The following is a 15,849-nucleotide window of genomic DNA, read 5'->3' on the forward strand; positions in this document are numbered from 1 at the left end:
CGAGCCGGGGCCGAAGGCCCACGGCTCGCCCCCAGAATGCTGTTGATCCCCCCTTCCCACGGCCCCAAGGGCCGTGGGAAGGGGGGTGGGGCCGTTGGCCCGGATCCTCTCATATCCGATGAAGCACGACGAGCGGAACAAAGGTCATCTCTGGAGGCGACCGATGCATATTGTGGTGCTCATCAAGCAGACACCGGATACGGCGGCCACCATCACGGTGGATGCGTCAGGGCGTGTGTCTTGGGGCGACGCCCCGATGATCGTGAACCCGTGGGACGAATTTGCGATCGAGGAGTCCCTACGTTTGAAGGAGAAATTCGGCGGGAAGGTCACGGTCCTCACCATGGGTTCGGAATCCGCCAAGGAGGCGCTGAAACAGGCGGTGGCCATGGGATGCGACGAGGCCATCCTGCTCCACGATCCCGCCTTCGAAGGGTCCGATACGGTCGTCACTGCCACGATTCTGGCGGCGGCGATCCGCAAGCTGGGAACAGTCGATCTGGTCTTTATGGGCAAGGAGAGTGTGGATGGGAACTCCGCCCAAGTTCCCCCGGCGCTCGCCCGACGCCTGGGTTGGCCGCTGCTGGCCTACGTCGGGAAGATCCGAGAGATCGACCCGGCCGCGCGGACGATCGTGGTGGAGCGGATCCTGGAGGAGGGCCGACAGGTGGTGCGCTCGCCGCTCCCGGCGGTCCTCAGCGCGATGCAGATGAACGAGCCCCGCTATCCCTCTTTCATGGGCATCCGCAAAGCCGCCCGGATGCAGATCCCGATCTGGACTGCAGCCGATCTGGGGTTGACGCCGGAGCAAGTAGGGGCGGCGGCTTCGGCGGCCCGCTGGCCGTCCATTTTCGCCCCGCCGAAGCAGGAGGTCCAATGTGAGTTCATCGAGGGGGACTCTCCGGAGGAGATCGCCCGCGTCCTGGTCGATCGGTTGCTGGCCGAGAAGGTGCTGTGATCTGAACCTCATCCAAGCGGAGGAGGCTGATGAGCGGCGTCTGGGTCTGGCTGGAGCAATTTCAGGGGAAGATCCTCTCGATCGCCTGGGAGACCTTGGGGGTGGCCCGGCGGCTGGCGGACACGTTGGGAACCGGGGTGACCGCCGTGTGGATGGGGGGAGGGGTTGCGGATCAGGCGGAGGAAGCGATCGCCATGGGCGCCGATGTCGTTCAGGTGGTTGAGCACCCGGCACTGGTGGATTTCCGTTTCGAACCTTACCTGGCCGTTCTGACCCACCTGGTGAGCGAAGGCGCCCCCCAAGCTGTTCTCCTGGGGTCCACCGCCCGAGGGCGGGAGCTGGCGGGCGGGCTGGCCGCCGAGCTGGGGACGGCGGCGCTGGTGGACGCGATCGAGGTGGCTGTTGAGGACGGCCGCATCATCGCGGTCCGGCCCATCTATGAGGGCAAGCTGTTCGCGCGGACTTATGTCGAGCGCCCTCCGGCGATCCTGACGATTCGTGGGCGCGCCTTTCCCAAACCAGATCCGGATCCTAGTCGAAAGGGGGAGATCCGTCGGGTTGCGGTGGAATTGGATCCCTCCGCTTTCCCCACTGAGGTCCTGGAGTGGATCCAGGAAACCGAAGGGGAGATCAGTTTGAACGAAGCGCGCATCGTGGTCGGCGGTGGGCGTGGGGTAGGGGGGCCGGAGGGCTTTGAACCCTTGCGGGAGCTGGCCCGGGCGCTGGGCGCGGCGCTGGGCGTTACCCGGGCGGTCGTGGATGCCGGATGGATCCCTTATAAGTATCAAGTGGGCCAGACGGGCAAGACGATCAGCCCGGATCTGTATATCGCGTGCGGGATCTCAGGGGCCATCCAACACCTCTCCGGCCTGCGAGGGGTGAAGGTCATTGTGGCGGTCAACAAGGATCCCGAAGCGCCGATCTTCAAGGTCGCCCGGTATGGGGTGGTGGATGATCTCTTCAAGATCGTCCCCGCCCTCACCGCCGAACTTCGCCGCCGTGGATTGGCGAAGGGATAAAGACGCCCATCGTTGAGTGATGGGAGAGGTATGGGCCGCTTAGGCGGCCCATACCTCTCCCTGTCTATATGACTTCGTCGCGTGGGGCGGGGTTTGTCTGAGCCCTATGAATTATGTGGAATAACCCGGGCGGGCCGCTGGATCGGCGCGTTAGGGGGCACGCCCTTGGATCACCTGTTTCGCTGTATCGAGAGCGATCTTCAGGGCGAACACGGTGAGGATCGCGGCCAGGGCTGCCAGAAGGATCGCATAGGGAAGGACCCCCAACACTCTTGTCGCTCCTCCGCCTACAGCCAACATGATTAACCACGCATAGTCCATCCATACGTGACTGATATACATCGCCACAAACCCCTTTAAACCCAGCTTCGAAGACTCTTCGATAATGGGATAGCCTACGGTAAGCCACCAAGCTAAGAAGTAGACATTGAACCCCGTGAGGGCAGCCCCAACGGCGAAGGCCTCCAACGGCCCTGAAATGATGGGTCCCCCAGGGGAGGAGCTTTCACCTCTCAGGATGGCAATGGAGTCTTTGAAAAGAAGATAAGAGAAAAACCAGAGAAACGTGATGATGACGATATTCATGGGGATCTTCAGCCTGCTAAGGCCTCCCTTGAGGAGGCCTGCGAACCTGTGGAGGGCAGCCACATAGGGAAGCTCCACCGCCATATGTCCCAAAGCGATCAGGAAGCCTCCCCAAGGGCCCAGCATGGCTCCCACCGCGGCGGCGGAAGCCGAGAGCGGCCCAGGACTCAGAGCCCCGCTGGGGGTGATCGTTAAGGTGGCGAGCACAAGCCTTCTCAAATCCTTCATAGGGTCTGACCTCTCTCGAGAGACCGTTTTGTGAGGGGCCTCTATGGGCCTTCTACCAGGAACAGGGGTAATCCGCCCACAGCAGCCTCCCCTTGTTTCTCCCGCGCCGGGTTGCATAGGGTGGGGGTGTTGTAGTTGGTGGCGGGCGGCAGGGAGAAGGTATACACGCCGTTCGTTGGGTAAACCGTCGTGGCAGCCCCGGTGCGGACGTCGTAGACCAACCCCTGTGGCGCGACGGCGGTCACCGTGATCGTCGCGGGGACATTGAGGCGGGTCCAGGCCAGCAGCACCCGCGCGCCGTCCGGCCGACGGAAGGCGAACCACTCCACTTGCCCGGTGCAAGCTCCCCAATCTGTCCGGCCGTTGGTGGAACGCCAGCGCCAGAGCGGGGTGGCGTTGCGCAGATGCGTCCCCACCAACCGATAGGCGGCTGCCGCGGGGCGCGCTCCGGCGTCGGATGAGAAGCACGGCGCGGGGTTCGGGTTCCGATACAGCCCGAAGGCATCGTAGGAAGTGGATCCGTTCCCGCAGTCATCGTGCAACATAAAGTGGAAAACCACCCGCGCCCCCAGCCAGATGGCATAGGCCGCGCTCTGCACCACATAAGCCGCCTGCTCCTCCCGAGTTCCTCGATAGCCGCTGTTCGGATCCCAAGTAGGCCCCGGATAGTCGTCCCACACCGGCATGCCGCTCTCGTTCACCCAGAGCTCTTTGGAAAGCCCGAAGTCGCGCAGCGTGGCCTTCACCTGGTTGAGATAGCGGAACGTCTGCCAAGCGTAGCTGTAGCTGTGGATGGGGAGGATATCGAAATACCAGCCGAAGGCGTCCCGCAAATCAGGGGCGGGGTCGTTCTGGAGGGCGGTGAGGACTTCGCGGAGCCAGTTTGGTTTCTCAAAGATCGCCAGCCCGCCGAACAGGATGCGCGCCTGGGGGTCGGCCTGGCGTGCGACGATGGCGGCGACCTTCAGCAGCCGCGCGTAATCCGTGGCGGTGCCGTTCCAGAAGAACGTCAGATCCGGCTCGTTCCAGATCTCCCAGGCGCGCACACCCCGGCCGGAAGGCCAATTGGGAACCGTTTGTTGGGCGAGCCCGCCCGGTCGGTAACGGGCGACCGCCTGATAGACAAAGAAGGCCCATCGGTTCTCGGGGTTGATGGCCTTGCCGGGGCTCGGATGGTCCGTCCCGTCGGTGAAGATCGGGGCGTATAGCCCAGCGGGCGGGTTGGCGGCGGCGATGGCGATAGGAGGCTCGGGGGACTTGCCCTTCCCATAACGCAGGATGGATCCGCCGATGGGAGGGCGGGCCGGCGCGCCGCCGGCCGCGTAGAAGCCCGGGGTGCCCATCAGGATGAGGGAGACTTCAAACCCTTGAGCCAGGGCATCCCGGAGCGCAGAATCCACCTGATTCCACTGGAATTGGCCCGGCGATGTTTCCACTCCACTCCAGTACAGCGGCCAGCGGTCCCAGTGAGCGCCCACGCTTCTCGCCCGATCGAAGCGGGCCGTGTCCGCGTGATATTCCGCGGAGGTGATGAAGACCAACCCAAAGTCCGCCCCTGAAGGCCCTAGGGGTTCCTGCCGGGCGACCAGGGGGAGATAGACCCGGAAGAGAACTGTCTGGCTGTGGACAACGGGGCGGGGGAACGTACTCCCGCCCAAGAGGAGAAAGGCCAAGCTCCAAAGCCATCGCCGCGCGCGCATGGGTTTCCGCTCCTCTCACCGTCTGAGGTGGCCGGGATAGTGACTGTTGAAAAGGCGTCTTGACTGTATAATTCCGCTCAAGGGGTGGAGACCAGGCCGGTCACCGAGGGCTTTCGAAGCTGTTTTAACCCTTTCCTGAAAAGAAACATGCGCTCAGCCGCTCTACTTACATTATTACAAATGGTGGCGTGAAGCAATGAAGGGCAATCGTCAAAGTATGATAGTCGCCCTGATCCACTACACAGCCCCTCCGGTTGTGGGCGGTGTGGAGGCGGTGCTCGCCCGGCAGGCACGACACCTGGCGGAGGCGGGTTACCGGGTACGGGTGATCGCTGGCGAGGTGGAGATGGAGGCGCCTGGTGTCGAGGCGGTTCGGATCCCGCCGATGTACAGGGGCTACGATGGGATCGCCCCGTTGCAGGCTGCGCTGGCGTCGGGTTATATTCCGCCGGATTTTGAGGGATGGCGGGGGCAACTGCGCACCGCCCTCTCGGAGGCCCTGCGGGGGGTGGATGCAGCGATCCTCCACAACGTCTGCACGCTGGACAAGAACCTCATCCTCTCCGCCGCGCTTTATGATTTGGTGTGTCAGGAACCCCGGCGCTGGATCGGCTGGCACCACGACGCGGTGATCCTGCGGGCGGAAGCGCCGCGTTTCCCGGGGGAGCCATGGGATCTGCTCTTCCGGCCGTGGCCGGTGATCCATGTCACGGTTTCGGAGGCGCGCCGGCAGGCGCTGGCCGCTGCGTGGGGGATTCCACCGGAGCGGATCCACGTGGTCCCCAACGGCGTGGATCCCGGGGATTTCTTCCGCTGGACCCCTTTGACCCGCTCGTTGGTGGAACAGCTGGGCCTGATGGAAGCCGATGCCATCCTGCTCACCCCAGTCCGGATCACCCGGCGGAAGAACTTAGAGGCGGCCCTCGCTGTCCTGAGGGCGCTGCGTGAGAAAACCCATTGGGATGCCCGCTTGGTGGTCACCGGCCCGCCGGGGCCCCATAACCCGGCGAACCGAGCGTACCTGGAAGAGCTCCGAAGCCTGCGATCCGCGTGGGGGCTCACGGAGGCGGCCCACTTCCTCTGCGAACTCGTGGCGCAGGGACTCCCCGAGGAATCGGTGGCCGATTTCTACACCTTGGCCGACGCGGTGCTGCTCACCAGCCGCGAGGAGGGGTTCGGGTTGCCGATCTTAGAAGCGGGACTGGCCCGGCTGCCGGTGTTCGCTTATATGCTGCCGTCCTTGGCGGAGCTCGGGGGGACCGACGTGTTTCTATTCCCGGAGCGCGAGGGCCCGGAGGCGCTGGCGGCGGCAATCGCTCGCTTTCTGGAGGCCGATCCCAGCGCCCGCCTGCGCCGTCGGGTCCGTCGTCAATTCGCGTGGGCGAGCTTGATCCGGGAGCGGGTGATCCCGCTGCTGGAGGGAGAGAGGGGATAGAGAAAAGGCGGGGGCCGCCAGCGGCAGCCCCCACCCCGCGAGGATCCCCCAAAGCCCTTATTTCCATTCATAGAACCCGCGCCCGGTTTTGCGGCCCAGGCGGCCGGCTCGGACCATCTGGCGGAGGAGAGGAGCGGCCCGGTAGGCCCCGTTGCGGTGCTCCCCCTCCAAGGCGTCCAGGATGGCCACCACGAGATCCAGCCCGATGAGATCCCCCCATTCCAGCGGCCCGCGAGGGTAATTCGTCCCAAGCTTCATCGCTGTGTCGATGTCCTCTGGGGCCGCGATCCCCTCCATGACAGCGAAGGCGGCCTCGTTGATCAGCGCGCAAAGGATCCGTGGGAGGACCATCCCGATGGTGTCCCGCACGACTTCCACTTGAAACCCGAGGGCCTCCAGATGCGCCCTCGCCGGCTTCAGGGCAGCTACATCTCCATTGAGGGGGATCGCCAGCTCCACCGGGGCGCCCTGGGTCAGGGGCGGCAACACGGCGAATCCCACCACCCGGCCCGGGTGCTGGGTCCAGCTGGCGACCTGGGTGGCGGAGACGGTCAGACACAGGGAGAGGAGAGGCGTTTCCGGAGGGAGGGATGCATCCAGAGTTGCTATGAGCGTTCGTTTCGGGTCAAGGGGAGAGGGGAGAACCTCCAGGGCCAGGGCTGCGCTTTGTGCCTCGGCCTGAATGGCGGGTGGCAAGGTCGAGGGGATCTCCCCTTCGCAGGTGAGGACCGCTGTGGGGTGACCCTGCTCCAGGAATAACCGGCCAAGGTCCTCAGCGAAGGCGAAGGCACCCACAATCAGGACGCGCCCTTTTAAAGGCCGTGTGCCCATCCGATCCTCCCGGGGTCAGGCAATTTGAGCGCCCGTTCGATCTCCGCTGTCTCCGAATCACTGTTCTGCGTAGTCATACCATCCCTTCCCGGTCTTCCGCCCCAGGCGGCCTGCCTGGATCATCTGGCGTTGCAAGGGGTGAGGACGGAAGCGGGGTTCTTCGAAGAAGGCCCGGTAAACGCTCTCGCTCACCGCCAGGTTCACATCCAGGCCGATGAGATCCATGAGCTCGAAGGGCCCCATGCGGAACCCCAGCGCGCGGACCAGCCGATCCACCGTGGGCGGATCGGTGATCCCTTCCCCAACCAAACGGAGGGCCTCCAGGTAAAAGGGGCGGGCTACCCGATTCACGATAAACCCCGGGGTGTCCTTCACGACCACGGGCGTCTTGCCCCACCGCCGGGCCAGATCGACCAGGGCCCGCACGGTCTCCTCGGATGTGGCCAGCCCCCGCACCACCTCCACGAGGCGCATCACTGGGGCCGGGTTGAAGAAGTGCATGCCGGCCACCCGTTCCGGGCGTCGGGTGACCGCTCCCAGGGCGGTGATCGAGAGGGAGGAGGTGTTCGAGGCCAAGATCGCGCCCGGATGGCACAGGGCGTCCAGTTGACGGAAGATCTCCTGTTTGAGGGCCATGTCTTCGGGGACGGCCTCGATGATCACATCCGCATCGGCCAGCTCCGTCAGCGCGGCGCTGAGACGAAGCCGCTCCCGAGCGCGTTGGGCTTCCGCCTCGGCCAGCTTGCCCTTCGCCGCGGCTTCCTGCAGCCACGTCTCGATTTGTGCCCCTGCGCCCTCCAGGACCCCAGGGGCCACGTCGTAGAGCATCACCTGGGCGCCGTGGGTGATCGCCACATAAGCGATCCCCCGTCCCATCGTCCCTGCACCGACGATCCCCACCCGCTCCATAGGCTCAACCCCTCCGGCGCTGGAGGAAAGCCTCCACCCGCTCCCGATGCTCCGGGGTGCGGGCGGCCGCGTCCTGGAGATGCGCTTCGTATTCTAGGGATTGCTCCAGGGTGAAGGTCATCGCTCGGTTCAGGGCCCGCTTCAGCCATCCCACCGCCCGGCTTGGCAGCTCCTGCAACCTTGCAGCCCATTCCCGCGCCGTGGGCAGCACCTGTTCCGGCGGCACCACCGCGTTGACCAGCCCCCACGCCAACGCCTGGGGCGCTTCCAGCCGATCGATCAGCGTCGCGGCCTCAAACGCCCGGGCGTAGCCGGCAAACCGGGGCAGAAACCACGTGGAGCCGGAGTCCGGGATCAGGGCGATCTTCGCGAAGGCATTGAACACCAACGAGGCGTTCTCAGCCATGACCCGGAGATCGCAGGCCAGGGCCAGGCTGCAGCCCGCTCCGGCAGCCACCCCGTTGATGGCCGCGATGAACGGCTTCTCCGTGTTGCGGATGCGGAGGATTAGGGGATTGTAACGGGAGCGCAAATGCTCACCGATGGACGGTCCCTCCTCCGGCCGCTCATACCGCCGCCGCATCTCCGCCAGATCCTGGCCGGCGCAAAACCCCCGCCCAGCCCCAGTGATGATCACCGCGCGAACGGCCTCGTCACGTTCGACGGCCCGCAAGGCATGTTGCAGCTCTTCAAACATCCGCTCATTGAAGGCGTTCAGAACGTCGGGACGGTTCAGGGTGATGAGTGCGATCCCTTCTTGAACTTCATAAAGCAATGTCTCGTAAGCCATGGCCAATCCTCCCGTAGCGGTATTGCAGGAATTGCGGTACGAAGGCCGGTTGTAGGGGCGGGCACATGGCCCGCCCCTCTATAGGTGCCCCTACCGCAGTCAATCTTCCACAGGCAGCAACGCCGTGAGCCCCCCGACCAGAAGGGCGACCGATCCGGAGGCCAGCGGAAGGAACCCCCGAACCCCAGGGATGGGGAGCACGGTTTGCCCAAGGGTCAACAGGGTATAGCTCACCCATCCAGCGATCAGGCTGAGCAAAGTCGCCCGCAATGCCCGATCCAGGCTGCGGCGTTGTCCCAGCGCGAAGGCGATCGCGCCGAAGCCGATGATCAACAGATTGCTCCACCCGAAGACCGGCCATCCGGAGGAAGGGAACGGCCCGGCGATGGGCCCTGTAGGTCGTGGGGTGGGCGTTGGCGAAAGCACAGGGGTGGGGACCATTGTCGGCTCTGGGAGGCGCGTGGGCGTGGGCGGCACGACCGTGGCGATCCTTCCGGGACGGTTCTTCTCAATTTGGATTTGCAATCGATAGGAGAGGCGGGCCGGTTCGCTGACCGCCCGGATCTCCAGCAAACCCTCCCGATCCAGTGGGATATCGATTTCCGCGAAGCCCTCGCGGGTTCGGGCGACGAATGGACCGATGCTTCCCTGACCAGTGTAAATGCCGGTGAAAGAGACCGGCGTGCCGTCGGGGACAAGGTATCCATCCCGGTCGTAGATCGGTCCCGCCCAGACGCGCAGCGCCTGTCCCACCTGGACGGCGACCGGTGTGGGGGTGCCTGAGGTCGTCCCCTCCCGGGGGCCTGCCCCCAGGGGGATCACCTGGTTGGGATCCGGCCGGAGGCGATCGGCGAGATCATAGCCGATGGCCGGGATGGCGATCGGCGGACGGCTCCGGGGGATCAGCATCCCGAACAGCCCCCGAGCCATGATCTCCATGGCGGGTGGGATGTGGGTCCAGATGGCCTCATAGCGAGCGAGCCGAGCGATCTCCCTCGGGCTCAGCGGGTAAAGGGCGCCGAACCCCCAGAAAACGATTTTCTTCCTGATCACTAGGTCGGTCCGTTCCCCAAGTAGAAGATGAGGGAGGCTCGAAGCTGGATGCGCCGGATGCTCATCCAAGGCAGCGATCAGGATCCAAGCGGCCCGCTCGAACTCCGGCCGCAGATCCGGTGCTCCAGGGGCCTGGGCGAGAAAGGCCATCGTTTCCTCAAAGGTGTGCACGGAAAGCTGTGTGGGGTCGATGACGCCGCCACTGGCTGTCCAAAGGGTTTGGGTCAAAATCTCGATGGGCAGTAGCGGTTGCTCCGGGCACGCTGCACATGCCCGCACTGTCCGTCCGTCCACCAGCACCAGGATCGGCTCTCCGGCCTGGGGGATCGGCGGGGGATTCGGCCCGGTTGGGTGGAGGCGCACCACAGCGCTTTCCAAAGCCTGGCGGACGGCCTGGAGATGCGCCGAGGTGCCCACGGCTTGGCGGAGCCCCTGAGGGCTGGGAAACACCGCCCCGGTGGCGAAACCGGGGTAAAGGGCGTATTTCAAACGCAGGATGCGGGCGACGGCGCTGTTCACCTGGTTCTGGAAGGCCAGGTCGGTCGAATATTTCTCGCTGAAGAACCGGATGACTGCTGCAGCTTGACGGGCTGCTTCCGAAGGATCGGCGTGAAGCTCCCCCAGCCAGATCAGATCATTTCCGGCCAGAAAGGCATCCAGGGCCGCCCGGCGGAAATCGATCTCCCCTTGCTCGCTGGCGTACAACTCCCGGATCGCTGGGTGTCCCAGGGGAGGGGAGAGCAATACCCCGCCGCCTTCCCGCCAGGCTTTGATCTCTGGCAGCGCGAGCAAGGCCCCGAGGGCGTTTCCATCCACTGCTATGGGGCGGGTCCATTCTTGGGCGCTTCCCCCAAAGCCCCGAATGCGCATGGTGGAAACCTGGACCGCCCGAAGGAGTGGACGACCGGTTTCCGTGGGTGTCCGCATGAGCTCCATAAAGGGAACAAGATCGAAGGTGGCCAGATCCTCTTTAGTGAGGACCGCCGTCCGTTTCCCCCGTCCATAGGCGCGGCCTTCACCGGGGAAGGACCCGGGCACCGCCAGGAGTTTGCCCTCGCTCCCTGCCAGGAGGCCATCGAGGTAAGCCCGGGCGATCCGGCTCACCCATTGGGGGTCGCCGCCGAATGTCTGTACACTGGCATCCCCCATGTCCGGCCGAGGTTCCAGCAAGACCTCGAGGGGAGGCCCCAAGAGCAGGTTCACCCCCACCGCTTGGAGCTCCTCTCCTAGCGCCTGCCCGACCGCCTGGACGCGCTCGGGATCCCAGGTGGCGCCCAGCGCCATGGGGGAAGGGAGCGGCATCGCCCCAGCGGTCCATGCGGAAAAGGGCGGACCATCCCCTTGTTGCCGCAATCCGACGAACAAGGGAATGAAAGGGGTGAGCGCGGCGGCCTGTTGCTGCAAGGAGAGCGTGATGGAAAGCAGCTCCGAAGGCGCATTGCCCAAATTGGCGAAATTCCCTTGTTCCGGGCTCAGGATCACGCCGCCGATCCGTTGTTCCGTCAGCAGCGCGCGGAGGGGATGGTCCGGCCGGACGATGGGACCCGATAGGGTCACGAGGAACAGCTGCCCGACCTTGGCCTCGGTCGGCATCCGGGCCAACAGGCGGGCGATGAACTCATCCTCGCCCCCCTGAGCCTTGGCCGGGGTGAGCGGAAGAAACTCCATCGCCAAGGCGATGGCCAGCGTCCAGCGGATCCAGCGGCTCAATGATTCAACCTCCGGATCGCAGCAGCCGTTGATGCTCAATCTTCATACATCGATCCATCACCACCAGCAAGCCCGCCTCGTGAGCCCGTTGGGCGGCTTCGAAGTGGATCACGCCGAGTTGCATCCAGACCACCTTCGCGCCTTTAGCGATGGCCTGCTCCACGATCTCCGGGACATAGCGGGCGGGTCGGAAGATGTCGACCACATCCACCGGTTCGGGGACGGAGAGGAGATCGGGATAAGAGGGCTCCCCCAGGGCCTCTGGGATCGTCGGGTTCACTGGGATGATCCGATAGCCCTGGCGCTGGAGATACGAGGCGACCTGATGGCTGGGCCGTTCCGGGTCTGCGGAGAGGCCGACCACAGCGATGGTGCGGGCCTCCTGTAGGATCCGGCGCAGGACCGCATCGTCCTGAACGGTGATCGGCTCCGGGATCACCACTTCCACCTGCTGGCGGTCCAAGATGGCTTGTCCTCCCAGAAGCCGCGCTTCGACCCGGTAGTGTCCCCCGGGATCTGGATGGGGGAGATGGAGCACATAAGTCGGCTGGAGCTCCATCACGCCCATCACGACCATCGAGCGTACTTCTTCCCCGCGCTCATTGTAGAGGAGCAGTTCGAGCTCCGGGGGCTGGGGGAATGGGGACAGTTCCAACTCCACCACCACTCGTCGTCCATCCGGCATCGGGGTGGCCCGAAGCCCGTGGATCCGAGGAGCGTTCGATTCTTCGGGCGCTTTCCCTAAGCGTGGGATCACCGTGACCTCCATGGCCCATAGACACGTTTGATTTCATTGTAGCCCCAGACGAATGGGGAAGAAAAGATGTAGGGGCGACCCTTGTGGTCGCCCCTACATCTTAATCTCAGCGCCCCCGGCGGGATTCGAACCCGCAACACAGGACTTAGGACGCCCTTGCTCTATCCTGTTGAGCTACGGGGGCCTCATCTCCTGGATAATTATAACCCGAATCGCTGCCTTGAGGGCATGGGTTTTGCCCCCGCCTCGGCGGCGTTACCTGAAGGCCGCTGCCACCCAATCCCCGATCAGCCAGTATCGGAAGTCCTCCCCCCGGCTGCAGGCGACTCCACCGATCACACCGTATACGATGGCGCCCAACGGGATCAAGGAGAACAGACACGCGAAGGGAATGAGACAAAAGCCCACAATGACAGCAGTGAGAACACCCGCTATCGCCCACGCGACTAAAGCCAGCAGACCACCTCCGATCCAGGCGATCAGCTGGAACACGAGGGATTGGAGGGCGTGAAAGGCGATGTAACGCGATCTGTCTCGGTAGAACATGTAAACCAAAAACGCGGCGATGGGCCCGCCCAGCGCGGTGACCAAGTTCAGCAGGACGCTCAAGTGGGCCAGCATCGCCCATTGTCGTTCCTCCGCGGAAGGGCCGGCCTCAGGGATCGCTGGGGGGGTCTGCTCGCTCACTTTGGCCTCCGGCATTGAGGGTAGGGATAAGGGACGCCTGTCGGGCTTGGCTTTATCTTCTCACAGGACGCAGAAATCGACAAGCGAGAGCATGGTGCTTCTTTTTATAATTAATGTGCTTTTCAGGCCGTTTTCGTTAAGGCCTTCAGGGGTTGGGGCCATTTGTAGCGCCTCTTCCACGTTCCCTGGGGGTTTGGGGATAAGGGGAGAGGAGGGCGAAGGGGACGAAGTAATTGGCACCCTTGCATGGGGGAGAAGGAGTAAACAATAAGAGCGACATGCCGTTGACGCAAGTTTCCAGGTTCTTTACAATGAGAACCGAAACCTCGCGCAGGACCTCTGTCGATGCGGCATCCGGATCATTCCATTGTAGGACGAGGGCGTCGGGTCTGGTGGCTGGCTCCGCCTGCCCCGGAGGTTGTTCGAGCGGCCTTGGGGCGATGGCCCCCCTTGCTTCAGGATCTGCTCTACCATCGGGGGATCACCTCCCCACAGGCGGCGGAGGAGTTCCTGGCGCACGCCTGGTCCGCCGGGGATCCGTTCCAGCTGAAGGGCATGGCCGAAGCGTTGGAACGTTTGGGGCGCGCGATCGAAAAGGGCGAGCCGATCGCGGTCTACGGCGATTACGATGTGGACGGCGTCACGGCCACCGCGATGCTCGTCCAGGTCCTCCAGGCCCTCGGCGCGCAAGTCCACCCCTATATCCCCCATCGGGAGACGGAAGGATACGGTCTGAACGGCGAAGCCCTGAGAGGATTGGCTGAAGCCGGAATTCGAGTGGTGATCACCGTGGACTGCGGCGCGCGGGCGGTGGCGGAGGCGACGTTGGCCCGTTCCCTCGGCCTCGATCTGATCGTGACCGACCACCATCTGCCCGGCGAGGTCCTCCCGGAGGCCATCTTGATCAACCCCCGGCAACCCGGTTGCCTGTATCCGTTTAAGGACCTGGCGGGGGTGGGGGTGGCCTACAAGCTGGTGCAGGCGCTGAAGTCCCTCTACCCGCACGCCCCTTTTGAGCCCGAGGACTTCCTGGATCTGGTGGCCTTAGGGACCGTGGCGGATTTGGTGCCGTTGTTGGGGGAGAACCGGATGCTGGTGGCCCGCGGTCTGGAGCGGCTGCGGAGGCCAGCGCGCGCGGGTTTGCAGGCGCTCTATCGGGTCGCCAGCCTGGAGCCCTCCCGGGTGGATCCCTGGGCGATCTCATTCGTTCTCGCCCCACGCCTGAACGCGGCTGGGCGCCTGGAGCACGCCCTGGCGGCTTATCGCCTCCTGACGACCGAAGACCCGGCGGCGGCTGCCATGTTAGCGGAGGAGCTGGAGTGCCAGAACCGGGAGCGCCAGGCGCTCACTCAGAAGGCCGAGGAGGCGGCGCGTGTGATGGCCGTTCCAGATGATCGGATCCCTTGGCTGATCTTCGCCGCCTCCGAGGATTTCCGTCCAGGTGTGGTGGGGCTGGCGGCCGGTCGCTTGGCGGAGACGTTCTATCGACCGGCGGTGGTGATCAGCCTAATGGGAGAGGAGGGGCGGGGCTCCGCTCGCAGCATCCCGGAATTCCATATTACCCAAGCCTTAGATGCCTGTGCGGATTTGCTGGTCCGCCACGGCGGGCACGCGGCGGCGGCCGGTTTCGTGGTGCGGCGGGAGAACCTCGAGCGGCTGCGTGAACGTCTCCAGGAGCTGGCGGCCCAGGCGCTCCAGGCCCAAGAGCTTCAGCCGGCCACCGTGGTGGAGGCCATGTTGCCCCTCCGGGAGGTGACCTGGCGCCTCCACGAGTGGATCGCTCGATTGGAACCTTACGGCTATGGCAACCCGGCCCCCCGCTTCCTGAGCCGCGGCGTGGTGGTCCGCAGCGTCCGGGCCGTCGGTAATGACGGACGGCATCTGCGCATGGTGTTCACGGTGCCGGAGGGCGGGCCCGTCTGGGATGCCATCGCCTTCCGACAGGGGGAGCGGGCCGCGGAGGTGGAACCGGGGATGCGGCTGGACGTGGTCTTCGAGGTGCGGGCGGAGCAATGGAACGGAGAACCCCGCCTGACGCTCGTCGTTGAGGACTTCGCCCCCTCCTCGGGATCCTTGCAAGCTGCTCTCCCATGGCATGGCCTGGAGGGGATCGGATGAGGCGGCGAGGACTCCTGCTCCTCGGTATGGCGCTCAGCGGGGTTCTGCTGGCCTGGACGCTGCGGGGCTTGCATCTGGAGGAATGGGGCCGTATCCTCCGAGGGCTGGAGCTTCCATGGATGCTGGCGGGGGCCCTGTTTTATTTCATCGCGGTGGTCCTGCGCACTTGGCGATGGGGGCTCCTGCTGGACGGCCTGCAGCCCACGCGCTTTCGAGAGCGCTTTGTGGCGTTGACGATCGGCTATATGGGGAACAATCTTTATCCGGCCCGGGCCGGGGAGTTGTTGCGAGCCTATGTCCTCCAGCGCCGATGCGGGCTCAGCCTGAGCGCAACCCTGGGGACTATCGTGGTCGAACGGGTTCTGGATGGGCTGATGGTCGTGTTCCTGGCCCTCCTGGCTTTGCTCTTCTTCCCTTTGCCCACCCTGTTGCGGCCCGCCGTGATCGCGGGGGGTCTGGTTTTCGGTGGGGCATTGTTGGTGCTCTTGGGGATGGCCCAAAGCATCGGGAAACTCCGAGCCGCGCTGGAGCGGTTTCTGCATTATCGATCCACTCCAAGTACGGAGCGGCTGGTTGGCTTTCTCTCACGGTTTATGGAAGGGCTTGTCGTTTTACAACGTCCGGCTCGGGCGTTGGCGGTGGGGGGCCTTACGGCCCTGATCTGGCTGGCCGAGGCGGGGACTTATGGGCTGGTCCTCATGGCGTTCCCCTTTCGGACCTCGTTTTTCTCCCTGCTGGTGATGACCGCCGCGGTGAACCTCGCCACGGCTCTCCCTTCGGCCCCTGGCTATGTGGGCACCTTCGAGGCCCCGGGCGTGGCCGTGCTCCAGGCGTTCGGGATTCCCCCTAACATGGCCATCGCATATATCCTGGTCCTTCATCTGGTGCTCTGGTTGCCCATCACCCTCCTTGGTCTCTCCCTGTTCTTTCGTGAAGGGCTTCGGAGGGCGGTTCGCCCTGTTCAGGTCCCGCCTCCCTCATCTTAAGCGCGCTGTGGGCTTGCGCAGTCCTTTAGAGGTTTTGAAGCTGAGGTGGGAAAGATGTTTTGGGGGCGAGCCGGGCGCCTTTG

General features: G+C 64.5%; 13 protein-coding genes and 1 tRNA gene. 5 read left to right on the plus strand and 9 right to left on the minus strand.

What is annotated here, in order from left to right; all coding sequences use genetic code 11:
- Positions 1–163 precede the first annotated feature (163 nt).
- On the plus strand, positions 164–958 hold the full coding sequence (locus tag ACFMO5_RS03770; RefSeq protein ID WP_376791427.1) for an electron transfer flavoprotein subunit beta/FixA family protein: 795 nt from the start codon (positions 164–166) through the stop codon (positions 956–958).
- A 29-nt stretch (positions 959–987) separates the two neighbouring features.
- Entirely contained in the window at positions 988–1,977 is a 990-nt protein-coding gene (locus ACFMO5_RS03775) for an electron transfer flavoprotein subunit alpha/FixB family protein (RefSeq protein ID WP_376791428.1), read from the plus strand.
- Between the two features lie 150 nt (positions 1,978–2,127).
- On the opposite strand, the gene ACFMO5_RS03780 is transcribed toward ACFMO5_RS03775, so the two are convergent.
- Together ACFMO5_RS03780 and ACFMO5_RS03785 are read right to left on the minus strand one after the other, a co-directional pair.
- Entirely contained in the window at positions 2,128–2,790 is a 663-nt protein-coding gene (locus ACFMO5_RS03780) for a LysE family transporter (protein ID WP_376791429.1), read from the minus strand.
- 41 nt (positions 2,791–2,831) lie between these two features.
- Positions 2,832–4,490 (minus strand): hypothetical protein, encoded by a 1,659-nt coding sequence (locus tag ACFMO5_RS03785; protein ID WP_376791430.1) that lies wholly within the window; start codon positions 4,488–4,490, stop codon positions 2,832–2,834.
- Positions 4,491–4,686: 196 nt separating this feature from the next.
- On the opposite strand from ACFMO5_RS03785, the gene ACFMO5_RS03790 reads away from it, so the two are divergent.
- Positions 4,687–5,925: a glycosyltransferase family 4 protein gene (locus ACFMO5_RS03790; protein ID WP_376791431.1), complete on the plus strand. Its 1,239-nt coding sequence runs from the start codon at positions 4,687–4,689 to the stop codon at positions 5,923–5,925.
- 57 nt (positions 5,926–5,982) lie between these two features.
- Here the strand turns inward: ACFMO5_RS03790 and ACFMO5_RS03795 are convergent, their stop codons facing one another.
- From ACFMO5_RS03795 to ACFMO5_RS03825, 7 genes are all read right to left on the minus strand, one after another.
- Positions 5,983–6,756, minus strand: a complete 774-nt coding sequence (locus ACFMO5_RS03795) for a 3-hydroxyacyl-CoA dehydrogenase family protein (protein WP_376791432.1) — start codon at positions 6,754–6,756, stop codon at positions 5,983–5,985.
- A gap of 57 nt (positions 6,757–6,813) precedes the next feature.
- Positions 6,814–7,665 carry a 3-hydroxyacyl-CoA dehydrogenase NAD-binding domain-containing protein gene (locus ACFMO5_RS03800; RefSeq protein WP_376791433.1) on the minus strand — a complete coding sequence of 284 codons (852 nt, stop codon included), beginning with the start codon at positions 7,663–7,665 and terminating at the stop codon, positions 6,814–6,816.
- A gap of 4 nt (positions 7,666–7,669) precedes the next feature.
- Positions 7,670–8,455 carry an enoyl-CoA hydratase-related protein gene (locus tag ACFMO5_RS03805; RefSeq protein WP_376791434.1) on the minus strand — a complete coding sequence of 262 codons (786 nt, stop codon included), beginning with the start codon at positions 8,453–8,455 and terminating at the stop codon, positions 7,670–7,672.
- 99 nt (positions 8,456–8,554) lie between these two features.
- Positions 8,555–11,218, minus strand: coding sequence for a glycoside hydrolase family 3 N-terminal domain-containing protein (locus ACFMO5_RS03810; protein WP_376791435.1), 2,664 nt, complete (start codon positions 11,216–11,218; stop codon positions 8,555–8,557).
- A 4-nt stretch (positions 11,219–11,222) separates the two neighbouring features.
- The gene (locus ACFMO5_RS03815; protein WP_376791436.1) at positions 11,223–11,975 is read right to left on the minus strand and encodes a CoA-binding protein; all 753 of its coding nucleotides are present in this window, start codon (positions 11,973–11,975) and stop codon (positions 11,223–11,225) included.
- A gap of 110 nt (positions 11,976–12,085) precedes the next feature.
- A tRNA-Arg gene (locus ACFMO5_RS03820) sits at positions 12,086–12,159 on the minus strand.
- Positions 12,160–12,230: 71 nt separating this feature from the next.
- Complete coding sequence (locus tag ACFMO5_RS03825) at positions 12,231–12,662, minus strand: DUF4870 domain-containing protein (RefSeq protein ID WP_376791437.1); 432 nt, start codon at positions 12,660–12,662, stop codon at positions 12,231–12,233.
- Between the two features lie 345 nt (positions 12,663–13,007).
- On the opposite strand from ACFMO5_RS03825, the gene recJ reads away from it, so the two are divergent.
- Positions 13,008–14,780, plus strand: a complete 1,773-nt coding sequence (gene recJ, locus ACFMO5_RS03830) for a single-stranded-DNA-specific exonuclease RecJ (RefSeq protein WP_376791438.1) — start codon at positions 13,008–13,010, stop codon at positions 14,778–14,780.
- On the plus strand, positions 14,777–15,766 hold the full coding sequence (locus tag ACFMO5_RS03835) for a lysylphosphatidylglycerol synthase transmembrane domain-containing protein (RefSeq protein WP_376791439.1): 990 nt from the start codon (positions 14,777–14,779) through the stop codon (positions 15,764–15,766). The genes recJ and ACFMO5_RS03835 overlap by 4 nt, the downstream gene beginning before the upstream one ends.
- The last annotated feature ends 83 nt before the right edge of the window (positions 15,767–15,849 follow it).

It is taken from the genome of Thermoflexus sp. (assembly GCF_042408365.1).
Classification (GTDB): Bacteria; Chloroflexota; Anaerolineae; order Thermoflexales; family Thermoflexaceae; genus Thermoflexus.